Below are 18,673 nucleotides of genomic sequence, written 5' to 3' on the forward strand. Positions count from 1 at the left end.
GAGGTGCCCTGCTGAGCGTGGATCACCTCGCCAACGTTCCGAGACTCGCCACTAGTTCAGGAGGACACATGTCCGCTCGCCCGCGGGTGCTGGTGATCGGCACCGGGTTCGCCGGATTCCACTGTCTGCGCAAGCTCGAACGCAAGCTCCCGGAGGACGCGGCCGAAATCGTCGCGATCAACCCCTCCGACTACATGCTCTACATCCCGCTGCTGCCCGAGGTCGCGGGCGGAGTGCTCGACCCGCGCCGCGTCGCCGTGCCGCTGCGGAACACCTTGAAGCGCACCAAACTCGTGCTCGGCGCCGCGACCGGCATCTCGTTGAACGAGAAGTGCGTCCACGTGACGGACGTCGAGGGCCGCTCGTCGACGATGTCCTACGACCGGTTGCTGATCACGTCCGGCAGCGTCACCCGGCTGTTGTCGATCCCCGGTGTGGCCGAGCACGCGAAGGGCTTCCGGACCGTCGCCGAGGCCATTCACCTGCGTGATCACGTGTTGCGGCAGTTGGAATTGGCCGCGCAGACCGACGATCCGGCCGAACGTCGTGCGCGGTGCACGTTCGTGGTGGTGGGCGCCGGCTACACGGGCACGGAAGTGCTTGCGCAGACTCAGCTCCTGACCCAGGACGCGTGGCGGCACCTGCCGGGGCTCAAGGACGTGCAGCCGCGCTGGATCCTCGTCGACATCGCACCGCGCGTGCTGCCCGGTCTCGACCCGCGGCTGTCCGGCCCGACGCACAAGGTGCTGCTCAAGCGCGGTGCCGAGGTCAGGCTGGAGACGAGCCTGAAGGAGATGACCGCGACTTGCGCGCGGCTGTCCGACGGCACCGAGATCGAGACGCGCACGGTCGTGTGGTGCGTCGGCGTGCGGCCGGACCCGCTGGTCAGCACGTTGCAGATGCCCGCGACGAACGGCCGCATCAACACCGACACGCAGCTGAAGGTGTGCGAGAACGTGTGGGCGGCGGGCGACGCGGCCGCCGTGCCGGACCTGGTGCGGCCCGGCGAGATCACCGCGATGACCGCGCAGCACGCCGAACGCCAGGGGCGCACCGCCGCGATCAACATCGCCGCGTCGCTCGGCCACGGCACGGCCCGCGAGTACAAGCACAAGGACCTGGGCTTCGTGGTCGACCTCGGCGGCTGGCAGGCGGTCGCGAACCCGTTGGGCGTGCCGTTGACGAGCCTGCCCGCGAAGGCCGTGACCCGCGGCTACCACCTGATGGACCTGCCGTACGGGCGGCTCCGCACGGCCGCGAACTGGGTGACCGAGCTGGGCGCGGGCCGGCAGATCACGCACTTCGGCGTCGTGCCGGACATGGGCGTCAACCTGGCGAAGGCGGACCTGCCGCCGTACGCGGCCGGATCCGGCAAGTAGCTGATCGGCGGTGATCGCCGTCAACTAGGATGGAGGACGTGGGAGCACAGGAAGAACCGCCGGCGTCGTTGGCCCAACGGCTGGATCGGCTGTTCAAGGCGGTGCGCCCAGGTGGCCAGCGCGAGTACACGTACGAAGAGGTCGCCGGCGCCATTCGCGAGCACGGCATCTCGATCTCGCACACGTACGTCTGGCAGTTGCGCAAGGGTCTGCGCGACAACCCGACGAAACGTCATCTGGAAGGGCTCGCGCAGTTCTTCGGAGTGCCGACGTCGTACTTCCTGGACGACGACAACAGCGGTGTCGAGGAACAGCTGGAGCTGCTGGTGGCGTTGCGGGACAGCGACGTGCGCTCGCTCGCGTTGCGCGCGTCGGGCCTGTCCCCGGCGAGCCTCAAAGCGGTGCTCGGCATGATCCAGCACGCGCGGTCGATCGAGGGCCTGCCACCCGCTGACGACGAGGGCGATTCGTGACCTGGTGGCGGCCACTGAGAAGTCGATCCCTGCGAAGGCGGTCGCGGGACCGGCTCGCCGGGTTCGAGGTGCCGAAGCCGTTCACGATCGAAGCGTTGTGCGCGAAGGTCTCCGCCGGCCGCGGGCGGACGCTGTACCTGCATCCGTTGCCGTACACCGGGGCCGCTGACCTGCCGTGCGGGATGTGGGTGTCGACGGACAAGGCCGACCACATCTTCCACGCGCGCGGCGCTTCGGCGTTGCACCAGCAGAACATCATCCTGCACGAGATCGGTCACATGCTGTGCGATCACTCGTTGGCCGACGATGAGAACGGCCTCACCGCGCTGCTCGGTGATCTCGATCCGGCGATGGTGCGGCGCGTGCTGCTGCGCACCCGCTACTCGACGCCCGAGGAGCAGGAGGCGGAGATGGTCGCCGCGCTGATCCGCGAGCAGGCGGGCTGGACGGCGGGGTCGGGCCGGCCGGACGGGGCGCTGGGCCTGCTCGACGACGTGTTCGGTCTGCCGTCGTGATTCGGTTCCCGTCGCTCGAGGTCCCCATTCTGACGTTCGCCGTGCTCGCCGTGGCCTGGGGTTTCATCCTCTTCCGGATGCGTCTGGTGAACCGTTCCGCGCAGGGGCGTGTCATCTCGCTGGCGTTCCTCTGCCTCGCGGTCGCCCCCACAGTGGCTGTGCGTCCGTTGCGGTACTTCTTCGACAGGGTCGTCGGCGTGCCGGACCTGACCATCCTGATCGGGGGCGTGGCCACGCTCGCCGGCATCGCGCTCGTCGTGCAGTTCGGGTTGATCGTCACGGGCACGAACGTCCGGTTCGTGCGGGTCGCGCAGACCGTCCTGGCCGGTGCCTCGCTGGTGATGGTCACCATGTTCCTGATCGTCCCGAGGCGGCTCGACGAGCCGGACTTCGGCTACTGGCAACCGACTCATCCCGCGACGATCATCTACCACCTGGTGACGCTCACCTGCACGTCCGGCGGGCTGGTGATCGCCGCGAAGCTGCTCCTGCCGCTGTGGCGCCGCTCGACGGGCGGACCGCTGCGGGTGGCGCTCTTCCTGCTGTGGCTGGGTTTCCTGTGGCTGCTGGTCTACGCGGGCTGCCGGTACTGGTACGTGATCTCGTACGGGTTCGGGTTCGTGCCGCGGTTCACCCGGTACGAGACCTACGGCCAGTTCACCGAGATCGCGGCAGGACTCGGTGTGCTCTGCGTGGTGCTGGGCGGACTGATCCAGGCCGGTCTGAACGCGATGCGGTGGCTGCGGCGGCTGCGCGGCTACCGCAGGCTCCGTCCGTTGTGGACGGAGCTGGTCGACGCGGTGCCGACGGTGGTGCTGCGGCGGCGTTTCGGGGGTTCGCTGGAACTGCGGCTGTACCGGCGAACCGTGGAGATCCGTGACGCCCAGCTGGAACTGGCTGGCCGTGTCTCCCCGGACACACGGGCATCGGCGGCGATGGCGCTGGAGGAGGCCGGTTTGAGTGACCCGCTCGCGTTGGACGCGTGCGTGTTGCGGATCGGGCTGTCGTCCGCGCCGGCGTTGCACCCGGCCGAGACGTCCGCGTGGTCGGCGGACTCCGGGCTGGACGACGAGGTGGCGAACCTGCTGGAGCTGAACCGGTTGCTGCGCGACCCGGCCGTGGTGGCGGCGGCGCAGCGGTGCCTCACGCCCCTGTGACGCCGTCGATGCCTTCGCGCAAGAAGTCCGCGTGGCCGTTGTGCCGCGCGTATTCGTGGCAGAGGTGGTTCATGACCAGCCGCAGCGACACCTGCTCCGACCAGCGCGGCTGGTAACCCGTCACGTCCAGCGACTCGGCCTCGCGTTCGATCCGGCGCGAGTGCTCGACCTCGGTCTGCCACGCCTCGAACGCCTCGCTGCGCGTCGACCGCGACGCGTCGTAGGCGACCTGGTAGTCGTTCTGGTCGGACCACACCAGCGGGATGTCCTCGCCGTTGATGACCTTGCGGAACCAGGTGCGCTCGACCTCCGCCATGTGCCGGACCAGGCCCAGCAGGGTCAGCGTGGACGGGGGCATCGAGCGGCGGCGCAGGTCGTCGTCGGACAGGCCCTCGCACTTCATGGCGAGCGTGGCGCGGTGGAAGTCGAGGAACGCGCGGAGGGTCTCGCGTTCGCCCGCCTGCAGCGGCGGGCTGGGGCGTTCGGTGGTCACGCCGACAGTGTCGCACCGAGATGATCTCGCCGACCTGGAGTTCCCGCCGGCGTCCTATGTGGTCTGTGCCCCGGACGTGCCGGGCGCCACATGACCGGCACTCCCGGATCGGCGCTAACGTTGCGGGGGACGAAGGGAGCGGTCTCGATGACGCAGATCGACCAGGCCGAGTCGGCGTTCGCGGCGGCCCGGCCGAGGCTGTTCGGCATCGCCTACCGCATGACCGGCAGCGTGGCCGACGCTGAGGACCTGGTGCAGGAGGTGTGGTTGCGCTGGCAGCTCGCGGACCGCGCCGCCGTGCTCAACCCCGAGGCGTACCTGGCCACGGCGATCACCCGGCTCGCGATCAACGAGTCGCAGACCGCGCGCGCCCGCCGGGAGACCTACGTCGGGCCGTGGCTGCCCGAGCCCGTGGACACCGCCGCCGACCCGCAGGTCGGGGCCGAGCAGGGTGCCGTGCTGGAGCTCGCGGTGCTGATGTTGCTGGAGAAGCTGACGCCGACGGAACGTGCGGCGTACGTGCTGCGTGAGGCGTTCGACTACCCCTACCGCGAGATCGCCGAGATCGTGCAGACCAGCGAGGTCGCGACGCGGCAGCTGGTGAGCCGGGCGCGCAAGCACCTCGCCGACGAGCGGCGGGTGCCGGTCGAGCGGGCCGAGCAGCGCAAGCTCCTGGAGGCGTTCGTGGCGGCGGCGCAGGCCGGTGACCTGGCCGGGCTGGAGAAGCTGTTCGCCGAGGACGTCGTGAGCTACTCCGACAGCAACGGCGCGATCCGCGCGGCCGGGCGGCCGTTGTTCGGCGCGGCGTCGCTGGCGAAGATCATCTCGGGCTGGGCTCCGTCGTTCTGGGCCGGTGCGGAGGCGAGCTTCGTCGACGCGAACGGGCTGGCGGCCGTGCGGTTGCGCAAGGACGACGACACCTTCGCGGTGATCACCGTGACGGCCTCCGAGGCTGGTATCGATCAGGTGATGTGGCTGGTCAACCCGGAGAAGTTGAAGGCGTTCCGGTAGGTCTGTCACAACGGCGCGGGCTGTCCTGTCTTAGCTCGTGAACACCCGCACCGGGCGGGCTCCACGAGGTAGGGACGAACCATGAGGATCGTTGTCATCGGCGGCACGGGCTTGATCGGCAGCCAGGTCGTGAAGCGGCTCGGTGAGCACGGCCACGACGCCGTGCCCGCGTCCCCGAACAGCGGCGTCAACACGCTGACCGGTGAGGGCGTCAAGGAGGTCCTGCAGGGCGCCGACGTGCTCGTCGACGTGTCGAACTCGCCGTCGTTCGCCGACGACGACGTCATGAACTTCTTCACCACCGCCACCACGAACCTGACCCAGGCCGCCAAGGAGGCGGGCGTCGGCCACTACGTCGCGCTGTCGATCGTCGGCACCGACGAGCTGCCCGACTCCGGCTACCTGCGCGCGAAGGTGGCGCAGGAGAAGCTGATCACCGAGTCCGGCCTGACGTACTCGATCATCCGCGCGACCCAGTTCTTCGAGTTCGCGGGTGCCATCGCCAACTCGGCGGAGGTCGACGGTGCGGTTCACCTTCCACATGGTGGCGTGCAGCCGATCGCGGCCTCCGACGTGGCCGCGGTGGTCGGCCGGACGGCGGCGACCGAGCCGGTCAACGGCGTGCTGGAGATCGGCGGGCCGGAGGAGTTCACCATGGACGGGTGGATCCGCACGGTCCTGGCGCAGCGCAACGACGAGCGTGAGGTCGTGAGCGACCCGCAGGCCAAGTACTTCGGCACGTTCCTGACCGGCAAGCAGCTGGTGCCGAACGCCGGTGCGCAGCTGCAGCCGACGAGCCTGAAGGACTGGCTGGCCGCAGGCAACTGACGTTCAGACTTTTTCCAGTCCGGTGACCGGAATCGCGGCCGGCACCACCGCTGAGCCCTAACGTCGCTCGCCCNCGCCGGTGCGCAGCTGCAGCCGACGAGCCTGAAGGACTGGCTGGCCGCAGGCAACTGACGTTCAGACTTTTTCCAGTCCGGTGACCGGAATCGCGGCCGGCACCACCGCTGAGCCCTAACGTCGCTCGCCATGGGCGAGCGACGAATCGGGCCGGTGGAGGTGCTGGCCGCACTTCTCGTCGTGGGTGTGCTGGCGCGGGGCCACGAGATGTTCCAGGTGCCGATCGTGCAGACCTGGGCGGCCGTGTTCGTGTCGATCGTGCTGCAGGCGTTGCCGTTCCTCACGCTCGGCGTTGTGCTGTCGGCGGTCATCGCGGTGTACGTGTCGCGGGATCTGCTCACGAAGGTGTTGCCGCGCAACCCCGTGCTCGCGGTGCCCGCCGCCGCGGCCGCCGGAGCGGTGCTGCCCGGCTGTGAGTGCGGATCGGTACCGGTGGCGGGAGCGTTGCTGCGCAAGGGGATCGCGCCGGCGGTGGCGTTGACGTTCCTGCTCGCGGCACCCGCGGTGAACCCGATCGTGCTGGTGGCGACCGCGGTGGCCTTCCCAGGACAACCGGGGATGGTGCTGGGACGCGCCGCGGCGAGCCTGCTGGCCGCCTCGGTCATGGGCTGGTTGTGGTTGCGCAAGGGCAGAACCGACTGGATCAGAATGCCCGAACACAGCCACGAGCACGGGTTTCTGAGCCAGGCACGGCACGACTTCCTGCACGCGGGCGGGTTTCTGGTCATCGGCGCGATGGCGGCGGCGACGCTGAACGTCCTGGTGCCCGGCAGGTGGCTGCAGCTCGTGGCCGACACACCGTGGCTGGCGGTCGTCGCGATGGCGGGACTGGCGGTGCTGCTGTCGCTCTGTTCGGAGGCGGACGCGTTCGTGGCGGCCAGTTTCACCCAGTTCTCGACGACGGCGAAGCTCACGTTCCTGGTCGTCGGGCCGATGGTGGACCTGAAGCTCTTCGCCATGCAGACCGGGATGTTCGGGCGCCGGTTCGCGCTCCGGTTCGCTCCGGCGACCCTGGTCGTCGCGACCGCGTCGGCCGTTGCGGTCGGAGCGTTGCTGTGAACCGGGCCGCGGCGGTGCTGATCCTCATGCTGCTGGCCGGTGCGACCGCACGAGTCTGGGTGACGGGGCAGTACGTCAGCTACGTGAAGGCCGGGCTGTGGCCGCTTCTCGCGCTCTCGGTGGTGTTCATCGCCTTGTTCGCCACCGCGAAAGGCCACCAGCCGAAGGTCGCCTGGTTGCTCGTGCTGCCGGTGTTCGCGTTGCTGCTGATCTCACCTCAGTCGCTCGGCAGCTACGCGGCGAACAACGCGGGCACCGTGCTCAAGCAGTCCGACGAGTACCCGCCGCTGCCGGACGGGGATCCGGTGGCGGTCAAGGTGTTCGACTACGCGGGCCGTGCGGTGTTCGACGGCGGGCGGACGTTGAAGGACCGCCGGGTCAAGCTGCTCGGCTTCACCTCGACCGGCCCGAACGGGGAACGCCTGCTGGTGCGGATGATCCTCACGTGCTGCGCCGCCGACGGCCGGCCGGTGAAGATCGCGATGAAGAACGCCGGCGCACGGCCCGACGACACCTGGGTCGAGGTCGTGGGGTCCTATGTGGACACGACCGTCGCGGATGGTGTGAACGGCGAGAAGATCCCGTTCATCGACGTGGAGAGCGTTCTTGAGGTCCAGCCGCCGGACAGGCCTTACGAGTAGCTCCACTTGATGCCGTACTGGCCGGGCATCGGGTCCAGCGTGATGAACTGGTACGTCGAGTGGTCCTCGTCGAAGGTGACCGGTGGCTGGTGTTCGCGGGGGACCGCGCTGCGCGGCTGGAAGAAGCCGAAACAGCTCGACGGCAGCATCGCCGGGTCGAACGCGATGTGCAGCACCATCTCCCTGGCCGGCCGGTAGAGCGCGATCTGTGCGTGCCGGGAGGCCTGGCCGGGCGGGAAGCGCAACGCGAACTCCACCGCTCCCAGTTCGCCCGCCTGCAGCGGCCGGTCGAGCACGAACTCGAACACGCACGTCGAGCTCGGCACGTCGGCGCGGAACCGGGCCACCCGGCAGCCCTCGGTGAACGTGACCGCCGGTGGCTGCGGCAGCGTGATGCAGCGCGTCACGAACACGAACCGCGTGGTGTCGTCGTGGTCCGCGCGGACGATCCGCCGGACCCGCATCGACTCCTCGAAGCCCTGGCCGTTGACGCGGTAGGAGATGTACTGGGACAGCCGGTGCGGCGTGTCCAGGTCGTCCGGCGTCGCGTCGACCTTCGCCAGCGCCTTCGCGACGCTGTCCGGCCGTTGCCACACCTGGTCGTACGTGACCGCGAGACCTTGCCGGTTCGTCCAGCGGCCCCGTGGTCTGCGCGGGCCGAGCAACGCGGTGAGCGTGCTGGGCGCCTGGCCGAGGATCGCTTCGAGAGCGGCCACCGCGGCCAGCGAACTGGCCCGTTCCGGCCTGTTTTCGCCGTTCTGCCAGTAACTGAGCGCGCTCACACTCACCGGCGTGTCCTGCTCGCGCAGCAGTTGGCTGATCTCGTTGAGGCTGAGGCCGCTGCGTTCGATCGCGCAGCGCAGCGCGGCACCGAACTCGGCGCCCGCTCGGACGGTCGCGTCTGCTGTCACAAGCGGCTCCCTTCTCGGGCGGCGCGCCAGATCGTACGCGCAGAGAACACCGCTTTGATCGCGTTCAGAGTATTTCCAGATTGACTCCGGAATCAATTGATCTGTCAACCGGATGTTCCTATCCTCAGCGCTCAACCGAGGAGCGTTCTTGTCCTCCTCCGGTTCAGGAGTTTGTTGTGCGAACACTTCCTCTTGCCGTCGCGCTCGTCGCCACGGTCTTGGTTCCCATTCCCGCGCTCGCGGGCGAAATCGTGGTGCCGTCAGGCGTGCAAGCCGTGCCGGACAGCTACATCGTCATCACCGACAAGCCCGGTCTCGCCGCTCGCTACAACGCGACGCACACGTACACGTCGGCGCTGAAGGGCTTCGCAGCCCGGATGACCGCGGCCCAGGCGCGACGGCTCGCCGCCGATCCGGACGTCGAACGTGTCGTCCAGGACACCTACGTCACCACAACGGACACGCAGACCAACGCGCCGTGGAACCTTGACCGCGTCGACCAGCGCAATCGGCCGTTGAACAGCACCTACAACTACGACGCGACCGGTCAGGGCGTGCATGCCTACGTGCTCGACACCGGCGTGAGAGTCACGCACCGCGAGTTCGGCGGCCGGGCGGTGCACGGCTGGGACCTGGTCGACAACGACAACAACGCGAGCGACTGCAACAGCCACGGCACGCACGTCGCGGGCACGATCGGCGGCACGACGTACGGCGGCGCGAAGAACGTGACGCTGCACGCTGTTCGCGTGCTCGGATGTGGTGGCAGCAGCCCGGACTCGGTGGTCACCGCGGGCGTCGACTGGGTGACGCGCAACGCGGTGAAGCCCGCGGTCGTGAACATGAGCCTGCGCGGCAACGCGAACCAGGCCCAGGACACCGCCGTCCGCAACTCGATCGCCACCGGCATCACCTACGTCGTCGCGGCCGGCAACGACGGTGCCAACGCGTGCAACTACAGCCCGGCGCGGGTGCCCGAGGTGATCACCGTCGGCAACACCACCAGTTCCGACGCCCGCAACAGCGGCTCGAACTACGGGTCCTGTTTGGACATCTTCGCGCCGGGCACCAGCGTGGTCTCGGCGACTCACACCGGCGACACCGCGACGACCACGAAGAGCGGCACCTCGATGGCGTCGCCGCTGGTGGCGTCCGCCGTCGCCCTCTACCTGCAGAAGAACCCCGCTGCGACGCCGCAACAGGTCCGGGACGCGCTCGTCGCGTGCGCCACGACCGATGTCGTCGGCAGTGCGGGATCGGGCTCGCCGAACCGGCTGCTGTACGTGCCGTGCGGCCCGGTCACGCCGCCGGTGTGGGCGGACGACTTCGAGGCCGACAGGGGCTGGACGATCAACCCGGCCGGTGCGGACACCGCCACGACCGGCCGGTTCGAGCGCGGCGACCCGGAGCAGACGACCGCGAGCAACGGCCAGGTCAAGCAGCTCGGCACCACTGCCGGCGGCACCGACTGTCTCGTCACCGGTCGTCTTGCGGGCAGCGGTGACGGTGCGAACGACGTCGACGGCGGCGTCACGTCGGCCGCCTCCTCGCCCATCGACATCCCCACGGGAGCGAAGTTGTCCTTCGCCTACACCTATGCGCACGGCTCGAACTCGTCGAGCGCGGACTACCTGCGGATCAAGGTGCTCGACGGCAACACGGTGACGACGGTGTTCGAACGCCTCGGCGCCGCGTCCGAACGCGCGGGTTCCTGGCAGACCGCGACGGTCGACCTGGCCCAGTTCGCGGGCAGGCAGATCACGTTGCTGGTCGAGACGGCCGACGCGAGCGGTGCCTCGTTGTGGGAAGCGGCCGTGGACGACGTCAGCATTCAGAGTTATCCAGCAACGGGAAAGTCGGTTCGTTGACTGCCGTTGAACCCTCGTTAAGGTCAGCTCAAACCTAATAGATCGCGCGCCGGTCCGGTGCTCCTCGGTGGATCGGCGACGCGATTGACGTTCCTGAATTTCCCCTGCATTCAGAGGAACCACCATGAATTCTCCCCTGCGCCGACGATGGCGCTCATCGACGATTTACGCGGCGGCGGTCGTGATGGCGGGCGCTGTTGCCGTCGTCGCGCTGCCGTCCGGCGGTGACGTCAAGCTCGTCGCCGCCGCGGTGCCCGACGTGCCGCAGGTGCCGCAGATCGCGGAACCCGGTACGCAGTCGGCCGGCGTGGCGTTCGCGAACTCCACCGACGGCGGCCAGGTCTGTCAGTCCGGAGCGCAGTGGCTGCGGGTGCGCTTCACGGACCTGTCCTTGCGCGGCAACGACTCCGTGACGGTCAGCGGGTCGAAGGCGGGTTCGTACACGTTCACCGCCCAGCACTGGCCGGGCAAAGCGTTCCACTCCAGGGCCTTTGAGGGCGACTGCGTGCGGATCCAGCCGAGGCTCGCCGACAGCGGTAGCCGCTACGCGGTGGACTCCTACCAGTTCGGCACGCAGGCGCTGGCGGCGGCGACGGCGACCGTGGCGGCGGTCGGCGACGTGTGCGGCTCGTCGTGCAACCAGACCGCGCCGGTGGTCAAGAACATGAGCCCGCAGGCGCTGGTCCTGGCCGGTGACAACGCCTACGACAACGGGTCCACTTCGGACTACAAGAACAAGTACGACCCGCAGTACGGCCAGTTCAAGTCGATCACGTATCCGTCGCCGGGCAACCACGAGTACAACACGTCGGGCGCCTCGGGCTACTTCGACTACTTCGGCGCGCGGGCCGGCACCCGCGGCAAGGGCTTCTACAGCTTCGACGTCGGCGACTGGCACTTCATCGCGCTGAACTCGAACATCAGCCGGGGTGCGACCTCCGAGCAGGTGACATGGCTGAAGAACGACCTGACGGCGAACACCAAGCCGTGCACGGCGGCGTTCTGGCACCACCCGCGGTTCAGCCGCGGCGACCACGGCGACGACACGTCGGTGACGCCGTTCTGGGACGCGCTCTACGCCGCCAAGGCCGACCTCGTCATCGCCGGGCACGATCACAACTACCAGCGGTTCGCGCCGTCGCGGCCCAACGGGACGCGCGACGACGTCAACGGCGTGCGGCAGCTGCTGATCGGCACCGGCGGGCGCGGGTTCTACAGCTTCAACCAGGGTTCCGACGCGGTGCAGGAAGTGGGCAACGCCAACACCTTCGGGGTCGGCAAGCTGACGCTCACCGCCACGAACTACAAGGCCGACTTCGTGCCGGTCTCCGGGCGCACGTTCACCGACACCACGTCCGGCAACTGCAAGAAGGCGTCGAGCACGCCCGCGTTCTCCGTCGGCGCCTCGCCGTCCTCGGTCGCGGTCGTGCCGGGTTCGTCGAAGACGGTGACCGTCGACGTCGGCGCGACCGGTGGCTTCACGGGCAGCGTGGCGCTGTCGGTGTCCGGTCTGCCCTCGGGCGTGACCGGCTCGTTCTCGCCGTCCTCGGTGAACGCTCCCGGTAGCTCGACGTTGACGCTCACAGCGTCGGACTCGGCGACCGGATCGGCGACGGCGACGATCACGGGCACGTCGGGCGGGGTCGGCAAGACCGCCTCGCTCAGCGTGACCGCGGGCAACACGGCGGCGGGTTTCTCCGACGACTTCGAGTCCAACCTGGGCTGGGTCGCCAACGCTGCGGGCTCCGACACCGCGACCACGGGCAGGTGGGAACGCGGTGACCCGGAGGAGACCAGGGAGGCCGACGGGTCGGTCAAGCAGCTCGGCACCACCACGAGCGGCACGAACTGCTTGGTCACGGGACGGCTCGCCGGCGCCAGTGACGGCGCCAACGACGTGGACGGAGGCCTGACGTCGACGACCTCGCCGCAGTTCTCCGTCCCGTCCGGCGGCAAGCTCACGTTCTCCTACACCTTCGCCCACGGCGACAACTCGTCCACGTCGGACTTCCTGAGGGTCCACGTGCTGGACGGGACGACCAAGGTCAAGGTGTTCGAGAAGCTCGGCACATCGGGCGTGAAGGTCGCCGGCGGGTGGCAGACCGCCACCGTCGACCTCGCGCAGTTCGCCGGGCGTGACGTGAAGCTCGTCGTCGAGGCGGCGGACGCGAGCACCGCCTCTCTCTGGGAGTCGGCCGTGGACGACGTTCGCGTCACTGGATGAGGGAAGACGCGCGCACGGTCACGGACCCTGCACCGGGCCGTGCGCGCGTTCACTCTGCCCGATCCGACACTGCAAAGGGCTTCCCGATGTATGTCTCCTCTGTGCGCGCCGGCAACCCTGCGAAGCCGGGCCGCTCGAAACTTCCCGTCCCGGCGACGGTCATCGGTCTCGGTGTGGTCAGCCTGATCACGGACCTGTCGGCCGAGATGGTCACCGCGGTGCTGCCGTTGTACCTGGTCTACGGGCTCGGCGTGGGCTACCTGCAGCTGGGCGCGATCGACGGCCTCTACACCGGTGCCACGGCGTTGCTGCGGCTCGCCGGCGGGCACCTGGCCGACCGGTGGCAGCGCCCGAAAGCGGTGGCGCTCTTCGGTTACGGCCTCTCCGCTTTGACCAAGCTGGGCTTTCCGCTCGTCGGTTCATCGGTCGCCGGGATGGGGTTGGTGATCGGCGTTGACCGTGCCGGCAAGGGGATTCGGACAGGGCCCCGCGACGCGATGATCACGCTCGCCACGCCGTCGGACGCGCTGGGGCGGGCGTTCGGGGTGCACCGGGCGCTGGACACGGCTGGTGCGCTGCTCGGGCCGCTGGTGGCGTTCGGGCTGTTGAGCTTGCTGTTCATGGACTACACGTCGGTGTTCGCGGTGAGCTTCTGCTTCGGCGTGATCGCTGTTGTGGTGCTGGCCGCGTTCGTCCGGCAGCCGGTCGGGGTCGCTGTTCGGCGGCCCGGGATCTCGTGGAACGTGTTGTGCGACAGGCAAGTGCGGCGAGTGGTGCTGACGGTTGCGCTGCTGGGTGTGTGCACGGTCGGCGACATGTTCCTGTTCGTCGGTGTGCAGAAGACGGCCGGACTGCCTGTGGGTGTGCTGCCGTTGCTGCCGCTGGTGACCGCGCTGACGTTCATGGTGATGGCGGCGCCGGTGGGGAAACTCGCCGACCGGGTCGGGCGGTGGAAGGTGTTCCTCGCCGGGCACGTGGTGTTGCTTCTGGCGTACGTGCTCCTCGCCGTGTCCTGGGGCGGGTGGCTCGTGGCGGCCGTGGTTCTGCTGGCGCACGGCGTGTTCTACGCCTGCACGGACGGTGTGCTGATGGCGCACGTCGGGCCGCTGGTACCGGAAGCGGTGCGGGCGACCGGGCTCGCGTTCGTCCAAACAGGACAGGCGCTGGGACGGGCTGCCGGCGCGGTGTTGTTCGGGGTGGTGGCGACCGGGTTGTCGCTGGCGCCCGCGTTCGGGGTCTTCGCGGCGGTGCTGGCGGTCGCGGTCGTGGTGGGGGCGCGTCGATGAAGCGAACGGTGCTGAGCTCTGGTGTTGGCGCTCGCCGTCGTGGTGGGAGCGCGTTGACGTCGCGCACGGTCCTGGGTGTGGTGCTGGTGGCGGCCGTGCTCGTGGCGGGTGCGGTGTTCGTCGGCCTGCGGGCCGTGGGGGCGCGCCCGTCCGGGGAATCGCTGGATCTTCGCAGTGGTGAGTTGACGTACGTCGACTCGGCGGGGCTGGTGCGTCAGGCGGGGCGCACCGGGCCTGCGTGCCAACGGGTCGACGTCGCCGCGGGCACGCTGGTGTGCCTGCGGGCGACGGCGATACCCGCGCAGTCCGAGATCGTGGTGTTCGACGCGGCGGGCGAACGCCTGCGGCTGAGCGAGTGGGGCACCCCGAGCCGGGCGCGGGTGTCGCCGTCGGGCAACGTCGTGATGTGGACGGTGTTCCGGGCCGGGGACTCGTACCTGGGCGGCGTGGGCACGTTCTCAACCACGGCCGGTATCTACGACCTTCGCAGCGGCGCGCACTTCGGCTCGCTGGAGGACTTCAAGCTGATGGTCGACGGGGTCGAGCACACCGCGGACGACGTGAACTACTGGGGGATCACGTTCACCCGCGACGACCGGACGTTCTACGCCACCGCGGCTTCGGGTGGGAAGACGTGGCTGGTGCGCGGGTCGCTGGACACCCGTGTGCTGACCTCGGTGCGAGAGAACGTGGAGTGCCCGTCGCTGTCGCCGGACGGGTCGCGGATCGCCTACAAGTTCCGGACCGGTGACCTCTGGCGGTTGCACGTGCTGGACCTGGTTTCTGGGAACGACGTCCCGCTTGCCGAGACCCGGCACCTGGACGACCAGCCGCAGTGGCTGGACGACTCGTTCGTGGCTTACGGGCGGGACAAGGGCATCTGGAAGGTGCCCGCGTCCGGAGGCGGTAGTCCCGAACTCGTCCACGCGGACGCGGCTTCACCAGCGGTGGCCCGATGATCCACCGGATCGCGCTGGTCGTGGCTGCCCTGGCAGCGGCTGTTCTGGTCGTCGCGCCGGGGCCGGTCCGCGCACCCGCCCGGCTCGCACTGGTGTCGGCCTGGCCGGGTGCGCGGATCTCCACGTCGCCGGGAAACCTGCCTGACGGCACGGCTTTCGCGCCGCTGTCGCCTGATCTGCGGGCGGGGGAGTCGGCTGGGCGGCTGGTGATCGACGGCGAGGTGCTGCGGGAGGGACCGGCGCAGTACGCGATGGCCGCGACCGCATTGGTGTGGCTCGAAGCCGGCACCGGTCTGTTCAAGATGGCGGACTCGGTGGCGGAGCTGATCACCGCCGACATCGGCAACGTCGTGGTGCTGGAGTCGCAGTACGACGTGGTCGTGCACGGCGAGTCCGTCAGCTGGGCGGCCGTCGGGCCGGAGGGCACCACCGAGATCCGCACGGTCGCGCTGGCGGGGGGAGCGGTGGAAAAGGTTGTGCTGTCCGGAAAGTTTGCGCTAACCGAGTGGCCGTTCGCGACCAGTGCCGAGGTCGAGCAGGGCGGCCCTTCCACGCTGATCGACGTCAGGAGCACGGCTCGCACGGTCGTGAACGGGCAGAGCTACGAACTGATCGACTGCACGCCCTCGTGGTGCCGGGTGCAGGTGCTGCGGCAGGGCGGCAGCGCGCGGCTCGACCTGATGCGGCCCGACGGCACCGAGCGGCGCCGGATCGGCGGCAGCGATGTGCGGCCCGCGGTGCCGGACGTCCTGCTGCTCGACCGGTTCGCGGTCGTCGTGGACGACGCCCGCGGTGCTTTGTGCCTGTACGACGTCGATCGCGACCAGCTGGCGGATCTCGCCTCGTCGTTCGGCACGGTCGTCGCGCGGGGGAACGCCGTGTGGTGGTCGACGGGCGACAACACCTCGTTGACCTGGCACACCATCGACCTGGGGGAACTGTGAAGACCAGCGTGTTCGACCTGTTCAGCATCGGGATCGGCCCGTCGAGCTCGCACACCGTCGGCCCGATGCGCGCTGCCTTGATGTTCGCGCTCACACTCGGTCCGGAGGTGTCCTCGGTGACGGTCCGGCTGCACGGCTCGCTCGGCGCCACCGGTCTCGGGCACGGGTCGGACACCGCCGTGCTGCTCGGGTTGGAGGGCAACCGGCCGGAAGACGTGGACATCGCGTCGATTCCCGCGCGGATCGCCCGGATCCGGGCGACCGGGCAGGTGCGGCTGCTCGGCGACCGGCTCGTCAACGCCTGCGTGGTCCTGGATTCCCGGCCGTTGCCCGAACATCCCAACGGCATGATCTTCGAGGCCGGTGCTGTCTCGCAGACGTACTACTCGATCGGCGGCGGGTTCGTGGTGTCGTCGCTGGACGAGGTCGCCGATCCACCGCCGGTGCCGCACCCGTTCCGGTCCGGCGCCGACCTGGTCACCGCCTGCGAGTCCGCCGGGCTCACGATCGCCGAGCTGATGCGGCGCAACGAGTGCGCGTGGCGACCTGAGTCCGAAGTGGACGCCCGGCTGGACGAGATCTGGCGAGTGATGCAGGAGTGCGTGCGCTGGGGTTGTGCGCGCGACGGCGTGTTGCCGGGCGGGTTGAACGTGCCGCGGCGTGCCAAGGCGTTGCTGGAGACCTTGTCGGACTGCGACGCCGAACCGCAGGACTGGGTGAGCCTGTTCGCGTTGGCGGTCAACGAGGAGAACGCCTCAGGCGGACGAGTTGTCACCGCACCGACGAACGGCGCCGCCGGGATCGTCCCAGCCGTCCTGCACTACTACACGCGGTTCGTGAACACCCGTGGTGTAGCGGACTTTCTGCTGACTGCGGGCGCGATCGGCGTGGTGCTCAAGGAGACCGGCTCGATCTCCGGCGCCGAGGTCGGCTGCCAGGGCGAGGTCGGATCGGCGTGCGCGATGGCGGCGGCCGGGTTGTGCGCGGTGCTCGGCGGCACGGTCCGGCAGGTCGAGAACGCCGCGGAGATCGGCCTGGAACACCACCTCGGCCTGACCTGCGACCCGATCGGAGGCCTGGTGCAGATCCCGTGCATCGAACGCAACGCCGTCGCCGCCGTCACCGCGATCACCGCCGCGCGTCTGGCGTTGCGCGGCGATGGCGCTCATTTCGTGCACCTCGACGACGCCATCGCGACGCTGCGGGAGACCGGCGCGGACATGAGTGACAAGTACAAGGAGACCGCGCGCGGCGGGCTGGCGGTGAACGTCGTGGAGTGCTGACACCGGCCGCGGATTGGCGCTAGGGTGACCGACGTTTGACTCACAAACCTGGGGGGATGAGATGAGTCGAAGACTGGGCCTTGCCCTGTCCGCGGCACTCGCCGCAACCGTCGTCGTAGCCGCACCCGCTCACGCTGATGTCACGATGATCGAACTCGGTGGCATCGAGGGAAGCACCAGGCAGAGCGCGTGGTCGATCAACGACGCGGGCGTGGCGGTAGGAGAATCCCGCTACGACGACGGTTCCGCGCGCGCGGTCAGGTACGGAACCGACGGCACGGTGAAAGAGATCGCCGGACCTGCCGGAACCAGCACCTCGGCGCGCTCGATCAACGCCACGGGTCACGTCGCGGGCAGCAGTTACGTGCCCTCGGTCCGCGGCAGTGCTGTCCGGTTCAACCCGGATGGCACCCGCCTCGTGCTGGGGTCGGTCTGGGGCTACAGCAGGGCTTCCGGGCAGGCGATCGACGAGAACCGCAACGTCTACGGGCTCGTGTTCAACCCGGAGAGCGGCCCCTATCTCCCGGTGAAGTGGGACACGCTCGGCCGTGCCACGGTGCTGCAGATGCCCGCGGGCATGACCACGGCCACGATCACCGGCGCCTCCAACGGCTACGCCTCCGGTTCCGTCTGGGGGACCGCGTCGGACCCCGTTGCGGTGCGCTGGAACCCTGACGGCACCGTGACCGTGCTGACCAGGCTCTCGGAGCGCGGTGCGAGCTACGCGCGGGGAGTGAACCGGCACGGCGAGGTGGTCGGTGAGACCTTCACCGAGGGCAACTTCGCAGTGCTCGGCGTGCGCTGGGGCGCTGACGGATCGATCATCACCAGGTACGGCGCCAACACCCATCCGCGTGGCCTCAACGACCACGGCGTGGCAGTCGGCTACGAGATCACGACCGACTACGTGCACCACCCGATGCGGTGGACCACGACCGGTGAGGCGCTGGAACTCCCTCGGCCGAGCGGCGCCACGAGGGCGTCGGGAGCGGACATCAACAACAACGGCGTCATCGTGGGCTACACCGGCGATGAGCTGAGTCCGCAGCGCGCTCTCAAGTGGACCGTGAGCTAGCGAGGCTCGGCCGGGCGGACCTCGCCGGTGTCGACGTCGTAGACGAAGCCACCGATCCACCCCTTGAACGGGATGAAGGGGTTCGCCCGGATCCGCGCCACCGACTGGTGCACGTCGTCGTCCACGTCGTCGAACCCGTCGGCTGACCACTCCGGCCGGAACCCGGCCGCCTTCACGAGTTCGGCGCGGAACTTCACCTCGTCGAACCCTGCCATGCCGCACTTGGTGTGGTGCAACAACAGGATGTACCGCGTGCCGAGCTTGCGCTGGCTCACCACCAGTGACCGGATCACGTCGTCCGTGATCACGCCGCCGGCGTTGCGGATCACGTGCGCGTCGCCGGCCTCCAGGCCGAGGATCGAGTAGACGTCCATGCGCGCGTCCATGCAGGCGACGATGGCCAGTTTCCGGTCTGGTTCGGCGGACTGCTCGGCGGGCACGCCACCGAGTGCGTGCAGCTGTTCCATGATCGGCATATCGGTCAGTTTGGGC

At 69.2% G+C, this 18,673-nt stretch carries 18 protein-coding genes; 15 read left to right on the top strand and 3 right to left on the bottom strand.

Features of this window, described 5'->3' with window-relative positions:
- Positions 1-68: 68 nt before the first annotated feature.
- Genes LFM09_RS48415 through LFM09_RS48430 form a run of 4 tightly spaced genes read left to right on the top strand, consistent with a single transcriptional unit; the run spans position 69 to position 3,524 of the window.
- A complete protein-coding gene (locus LFM09_RS48415; protein WP_414103427.1) occupies positions 69-1,379 on the top strand; it encodes an NAD(P)/FAD-dependent oxidoreductase in 1,311 nt (436 codons plus the stop codon).
- Positions 1,380-1,417: 38 nt separating this feature from the next.
- The gene (locus LFM09_RS48420; RefSeq protein WP_414103428.1) at positions 1,418-1,852 is read left to right on the top strand and encodes a helix-turn-helix domain-containing protein; all 435 of its coding nucleotides are present in this window, start codon (positions 1,418-1,420) and stop codon (positions 1,850-1,852) included.
- Positions 1,849-2,367: a hypothetical protein gene (locus LFM09_RS48425; RefSeq protein WP_414103429.1), complete on the top strand. Its 519-nt coding sequence runs from the start codon at positions 1,849-1,851 to the stop codon at positions 2,365-2,367. The genes LFM09_RS48420 and LFM09_RS48425 overlap by 4 nt, the downstream gene beginning before the upstream one ends.
- Positions 2,364-3,524 carry an MAB_1171c family putative transporter gene (locus LFM09_RS48430; RefSeq protein WP_414103430.1) on the top strand — a complete coding sequence of 387 codons (1,161 nt, stop codon included), beginning with the start codon at positions 2,364-2,366 and terminating at the stop codon, positions 3,522-3,524. Before LFM09_RS48425 ends, LFM09_RS48430 begins: the two co-directional genes overlap by 4 nt.
- Here LFM09_RS48430 and LFM09_RS48435 read toward each other — a convergent pair.
- Positions 3,511-4,017 (bottom strand): DinB family protein, encoded by a 507-nt coding sequence (locus LFM09_RS48435; RefSeq protein WP_414103431.1) that lies wholly within the window; start codon positions 4,015-4,017, stop codon positions 3,511-3,513. The two genes, LFM09_RS48430 and LFM09_RS48435, sit on opposite strands and share 14 nt — an antisense overlap.
- Positions 4,018-4,164: 147 nt before the next feature.
- On the opposite strand from LFM09_RS48435, the gene LFM09_RS48440 reads away from it, so the two are divergent.
- The 4 genes from LFM09_RS48440 to LFM09_RS48455 all read left to right on the top strand — a co-directional run bounded on the left by LFM09_RS48440 (position 4,165) and on the right by LFM09_RS48455 (position 7,631).
- Positions 4,165-5,028: an RNA polymerase sigma-70 factor gene (locus LFM09_RS48440; protein ID WP_414103432.1), complete on the top strand. Its 864-nt coding sequence runs from the start codon at positions 4,165-4,167 to the stop codon at positions 5,026-5,028.
- An 81-nt stretch (positions 5,029-5,109) separates the two neighbouring features.
- Positions 5,110-5,856, top strand: a complete 747-nt coding sequence (locus LFM09_RS48445) for an SDR family oxidoreductase (RefSeq protein ID WP_414103433.1) — start codon at positions 5,110-5,112, stop codon at positions 5,854-5,856.
- Positions 5,857-6,060: 204 nt separating this feature from the next.
- Positions 6,061-6,990: a permease gene (locus tag LFM09_RS48450; RefSeq protein ID WP_414103434.1), complete on the top strand. Its 930-nt coding sequence runs from the start codon at positions 6,061-6,063 to the stop codon at positions 6,988-6,990.
- The gene (locus tag LFM09_RS48455) at positions 6,987-7,631 is read left to right on the top strand and encodes a TIGR03943 family putative permease subunit (protein ID WP_414103435.1); all 645 of its coding nucleotides are present in this window, start codon (positions 6,987-6,989) and stop codon (positions 7,629-7,631) included. Before LFM09_RS48450 ends, LFM09_RS48455 begins: the two co-directional genes overlap by 4 nt.
- On the opposite strand, the gene LFM09_RS48460 is transcribed toward LFM09_RS48455, so the two are convergent.
- On the bottom strand, positions 7,622-8,542 hold the full coding sequence (locus LFM09_RS48460; RefSeq protein ID WP_414103436.1) for an XRE family transcriptional regulator: 921 nt from the start codon (positions 8,540-8,542) through the stop codon (positions 7,622-7,624). The genes LFM09_RS48455 and LFM09_RS48460 overlap by 10 nt on opposite strands.
- A gap of 176 nt (positions 8,543-8,718) precedes the next feature.
- On the opposite strand from LFM09_RS48460, the gene LFM09_RS48465 reads away from it, so the two are divergent.
- The 7 genes from LFM09_RS48465 (at position 8,719) to LFM09_RS48495 (ending at position 18,181) form a co-directional block, all read left to right on the top strand.
- Positions 8,719-10,410, top strand: coding sequence for a S8 family serine peptidase (locus tag LFM09_RS48465; protein WP_414103437.1), 1,692 nt, complete (start codon positions 8,719-8,721; stop codon positions 10,408-10,410).
- A gap of 124 nt (positions 10,411-10,534) precedes the next feature.
- Positions 10,535-12,634: a metallophosphoesterase gene (locus LFM09_RS48470; RefSeq protein ID WP_414103438.1), complete on the top strand. Its 2,100-nt coding sequence runs from the start codon at positions 10,535-10,537 to the stop codon at positions 12,632-12,634.
- An 86-nt stretch (positions 12,635-12,720) separates the two neighbouring features.
- The gene (locus LFM09_RS48475) at positions 12,721-13,920 is read left to right on the top strand and encodes an MFS transporter (RefSeq protein ID WP_414103439.1); all 1,200 of its coding nucleotides are present in this window, start codon (positions 12,721-12,723) and stop codon (positions 13,918-13,920) included.
- Positions 13,917-14,879: a TolB family protein gene (locus LFM09_RS48480; protein ID WP_414103440.1), complete on the top strand. Its 963-nt coding sequence runs from the start codon at positions 13,917-13,919 to the stop codon at positions 14,877-14,879. Before LFM09_RS48475 ends, LFM09_RS48480 begins: the two co-directional genes overlap by 4 nt.
- Entirely contained in the window at positions 14,876-15,823 is a 948-nt protein-coding gene (locus LFM09_RS48485) for a hypothetical protein (protein ID WP_414103441.1), read from the top strand. The genes LFM09_RS48480 and LFM09_RS48485 overlap by 4 nt, the downstream gene beginning before the upstream one ends.
- Positions 15,820-17,106, top strand: coding sequence for an L-serine ammonia-lyase (locus LFM09_RS48490; protein WP_414103442.1), 1,287 nt, complete (start codon positions 15,820-15,822; stop codon positions 17,104-17,106). Before LFM09_RS48485 ends, LFM09_RS48490 begins: the two co-directional genes overlap by 4 nt.
- Positions 17,107-17,167: 61 nt before the next feature.
- Complete coding sequence (locus LFM09_RS48495) at positions 17,168-18,181, top strand: hypothetical protein (RefSeq protein ID WP_414103443.1); 1,014 nt, start codon at positions 17,168-17,170, stop codon at positions 18,179-18,181.
- On the opposite strand, the gene LFM09_RS48500 is transcribed toward LFM09_RS48495, so the two are convergent.
- Entirely contained in the window at positions 18,178-18,657 is a 480-nt protein-coding gene (locus LFM09_RS48500) for a beta-class carbonic anhydrase (RefSeq protein ID WP_414103444.1), read from the bottom strand. The two genes, LFM09_RS48495 and LFM09_RS48500, sit on opposite strands and share 4 nt — an antisense overlap.
- Positions 18,658-18,673: the final 16 nt, after the last annotated feature.

Source organism: Lentzea alba (genome assembly GCF_047445655.1).
GTDB lineage: Bacteria > Actinomycetota > Actinomycetes > Mycobacteriales > Pseudonocardiaceae > Lentzea > Lentzea alba_A.

Excerpts from the sequence above, each read along its gene's own strand:
- LFM09_RS48415 (WP_414103427.1), top strand. The coding sequence starts at position 69 with ATGTCCGCTCGCCCGCGGGTGCTGGTGATCGGCACCGGGTTCGCCGGA.
- LFM09_RS48440 (WP_414103432.1), top strand. The coding sequence starts at position 4,165 with ATGACGCAGATCGACCAGGCCGAGTCGGCGTTCGCGGCGGCCCGGCCG.
- LFM09_RS48445 (WP_414103433.1), top strand. The coding sequence starts at position 5,110 with ATGAGGATCGTTGTCATCGGCGGCACGGGCTTGATCGGCAGCCAGGTC.
- LFM09_RS48450 (WP_414103434.1), top strand. The coding sequence starts at position 6,061 with ATGGGCGAGCGACGAATCGGGCCGGTGGAGGTGCTGGCCGCACTTCTC.
- LFM09_RS48470 (WP_414103438.1), top strand. The coding sequence starts at position 10,535 with ATGAATTCTCCCCTGCGCCGACGATGGCGCTCATCGACGATTTACGCG.
- LFM09_RS48475 (WP_414103439.1), top strand. The coding sequence starts at position 12,721 with ATGTATGTCTCCTCTGTGCGCGCCGGCAACCCTGCGAAGCCGGGCCGC.
- LFM09_RS48480 (WP_414103440.1), top strand. The coding sequence starts at position 13,917 with ATGAAGCGAACGGTGCTGAGCTCTGGTGTTGGCGCTCGCCGTCGTGGT.
- LFM09_RS48485 (WP_414103441.1), top strand. The coding sequence starts at position 14,876 with ATGATCCACCGGATCGCGCTGGTCGTGGCTGCCCTGGCAGCGGCTGTT.
- LFM09_RS48495 (WP_414103443.1), top strand. The coding sequence starts at position 17,168 with ATGAGTCGAAGACTGGGCCTTGCCCTGTCCGCGGCACTCGCCGCAACC.
- LFM09_RS48500 (WP_414103444.1), bottom strand. The coding sequence starts at position 18,657 with ATGCCGATCATGGAACAGCTGCACGCACTCGGTGGCGTGCCCGCCGAG.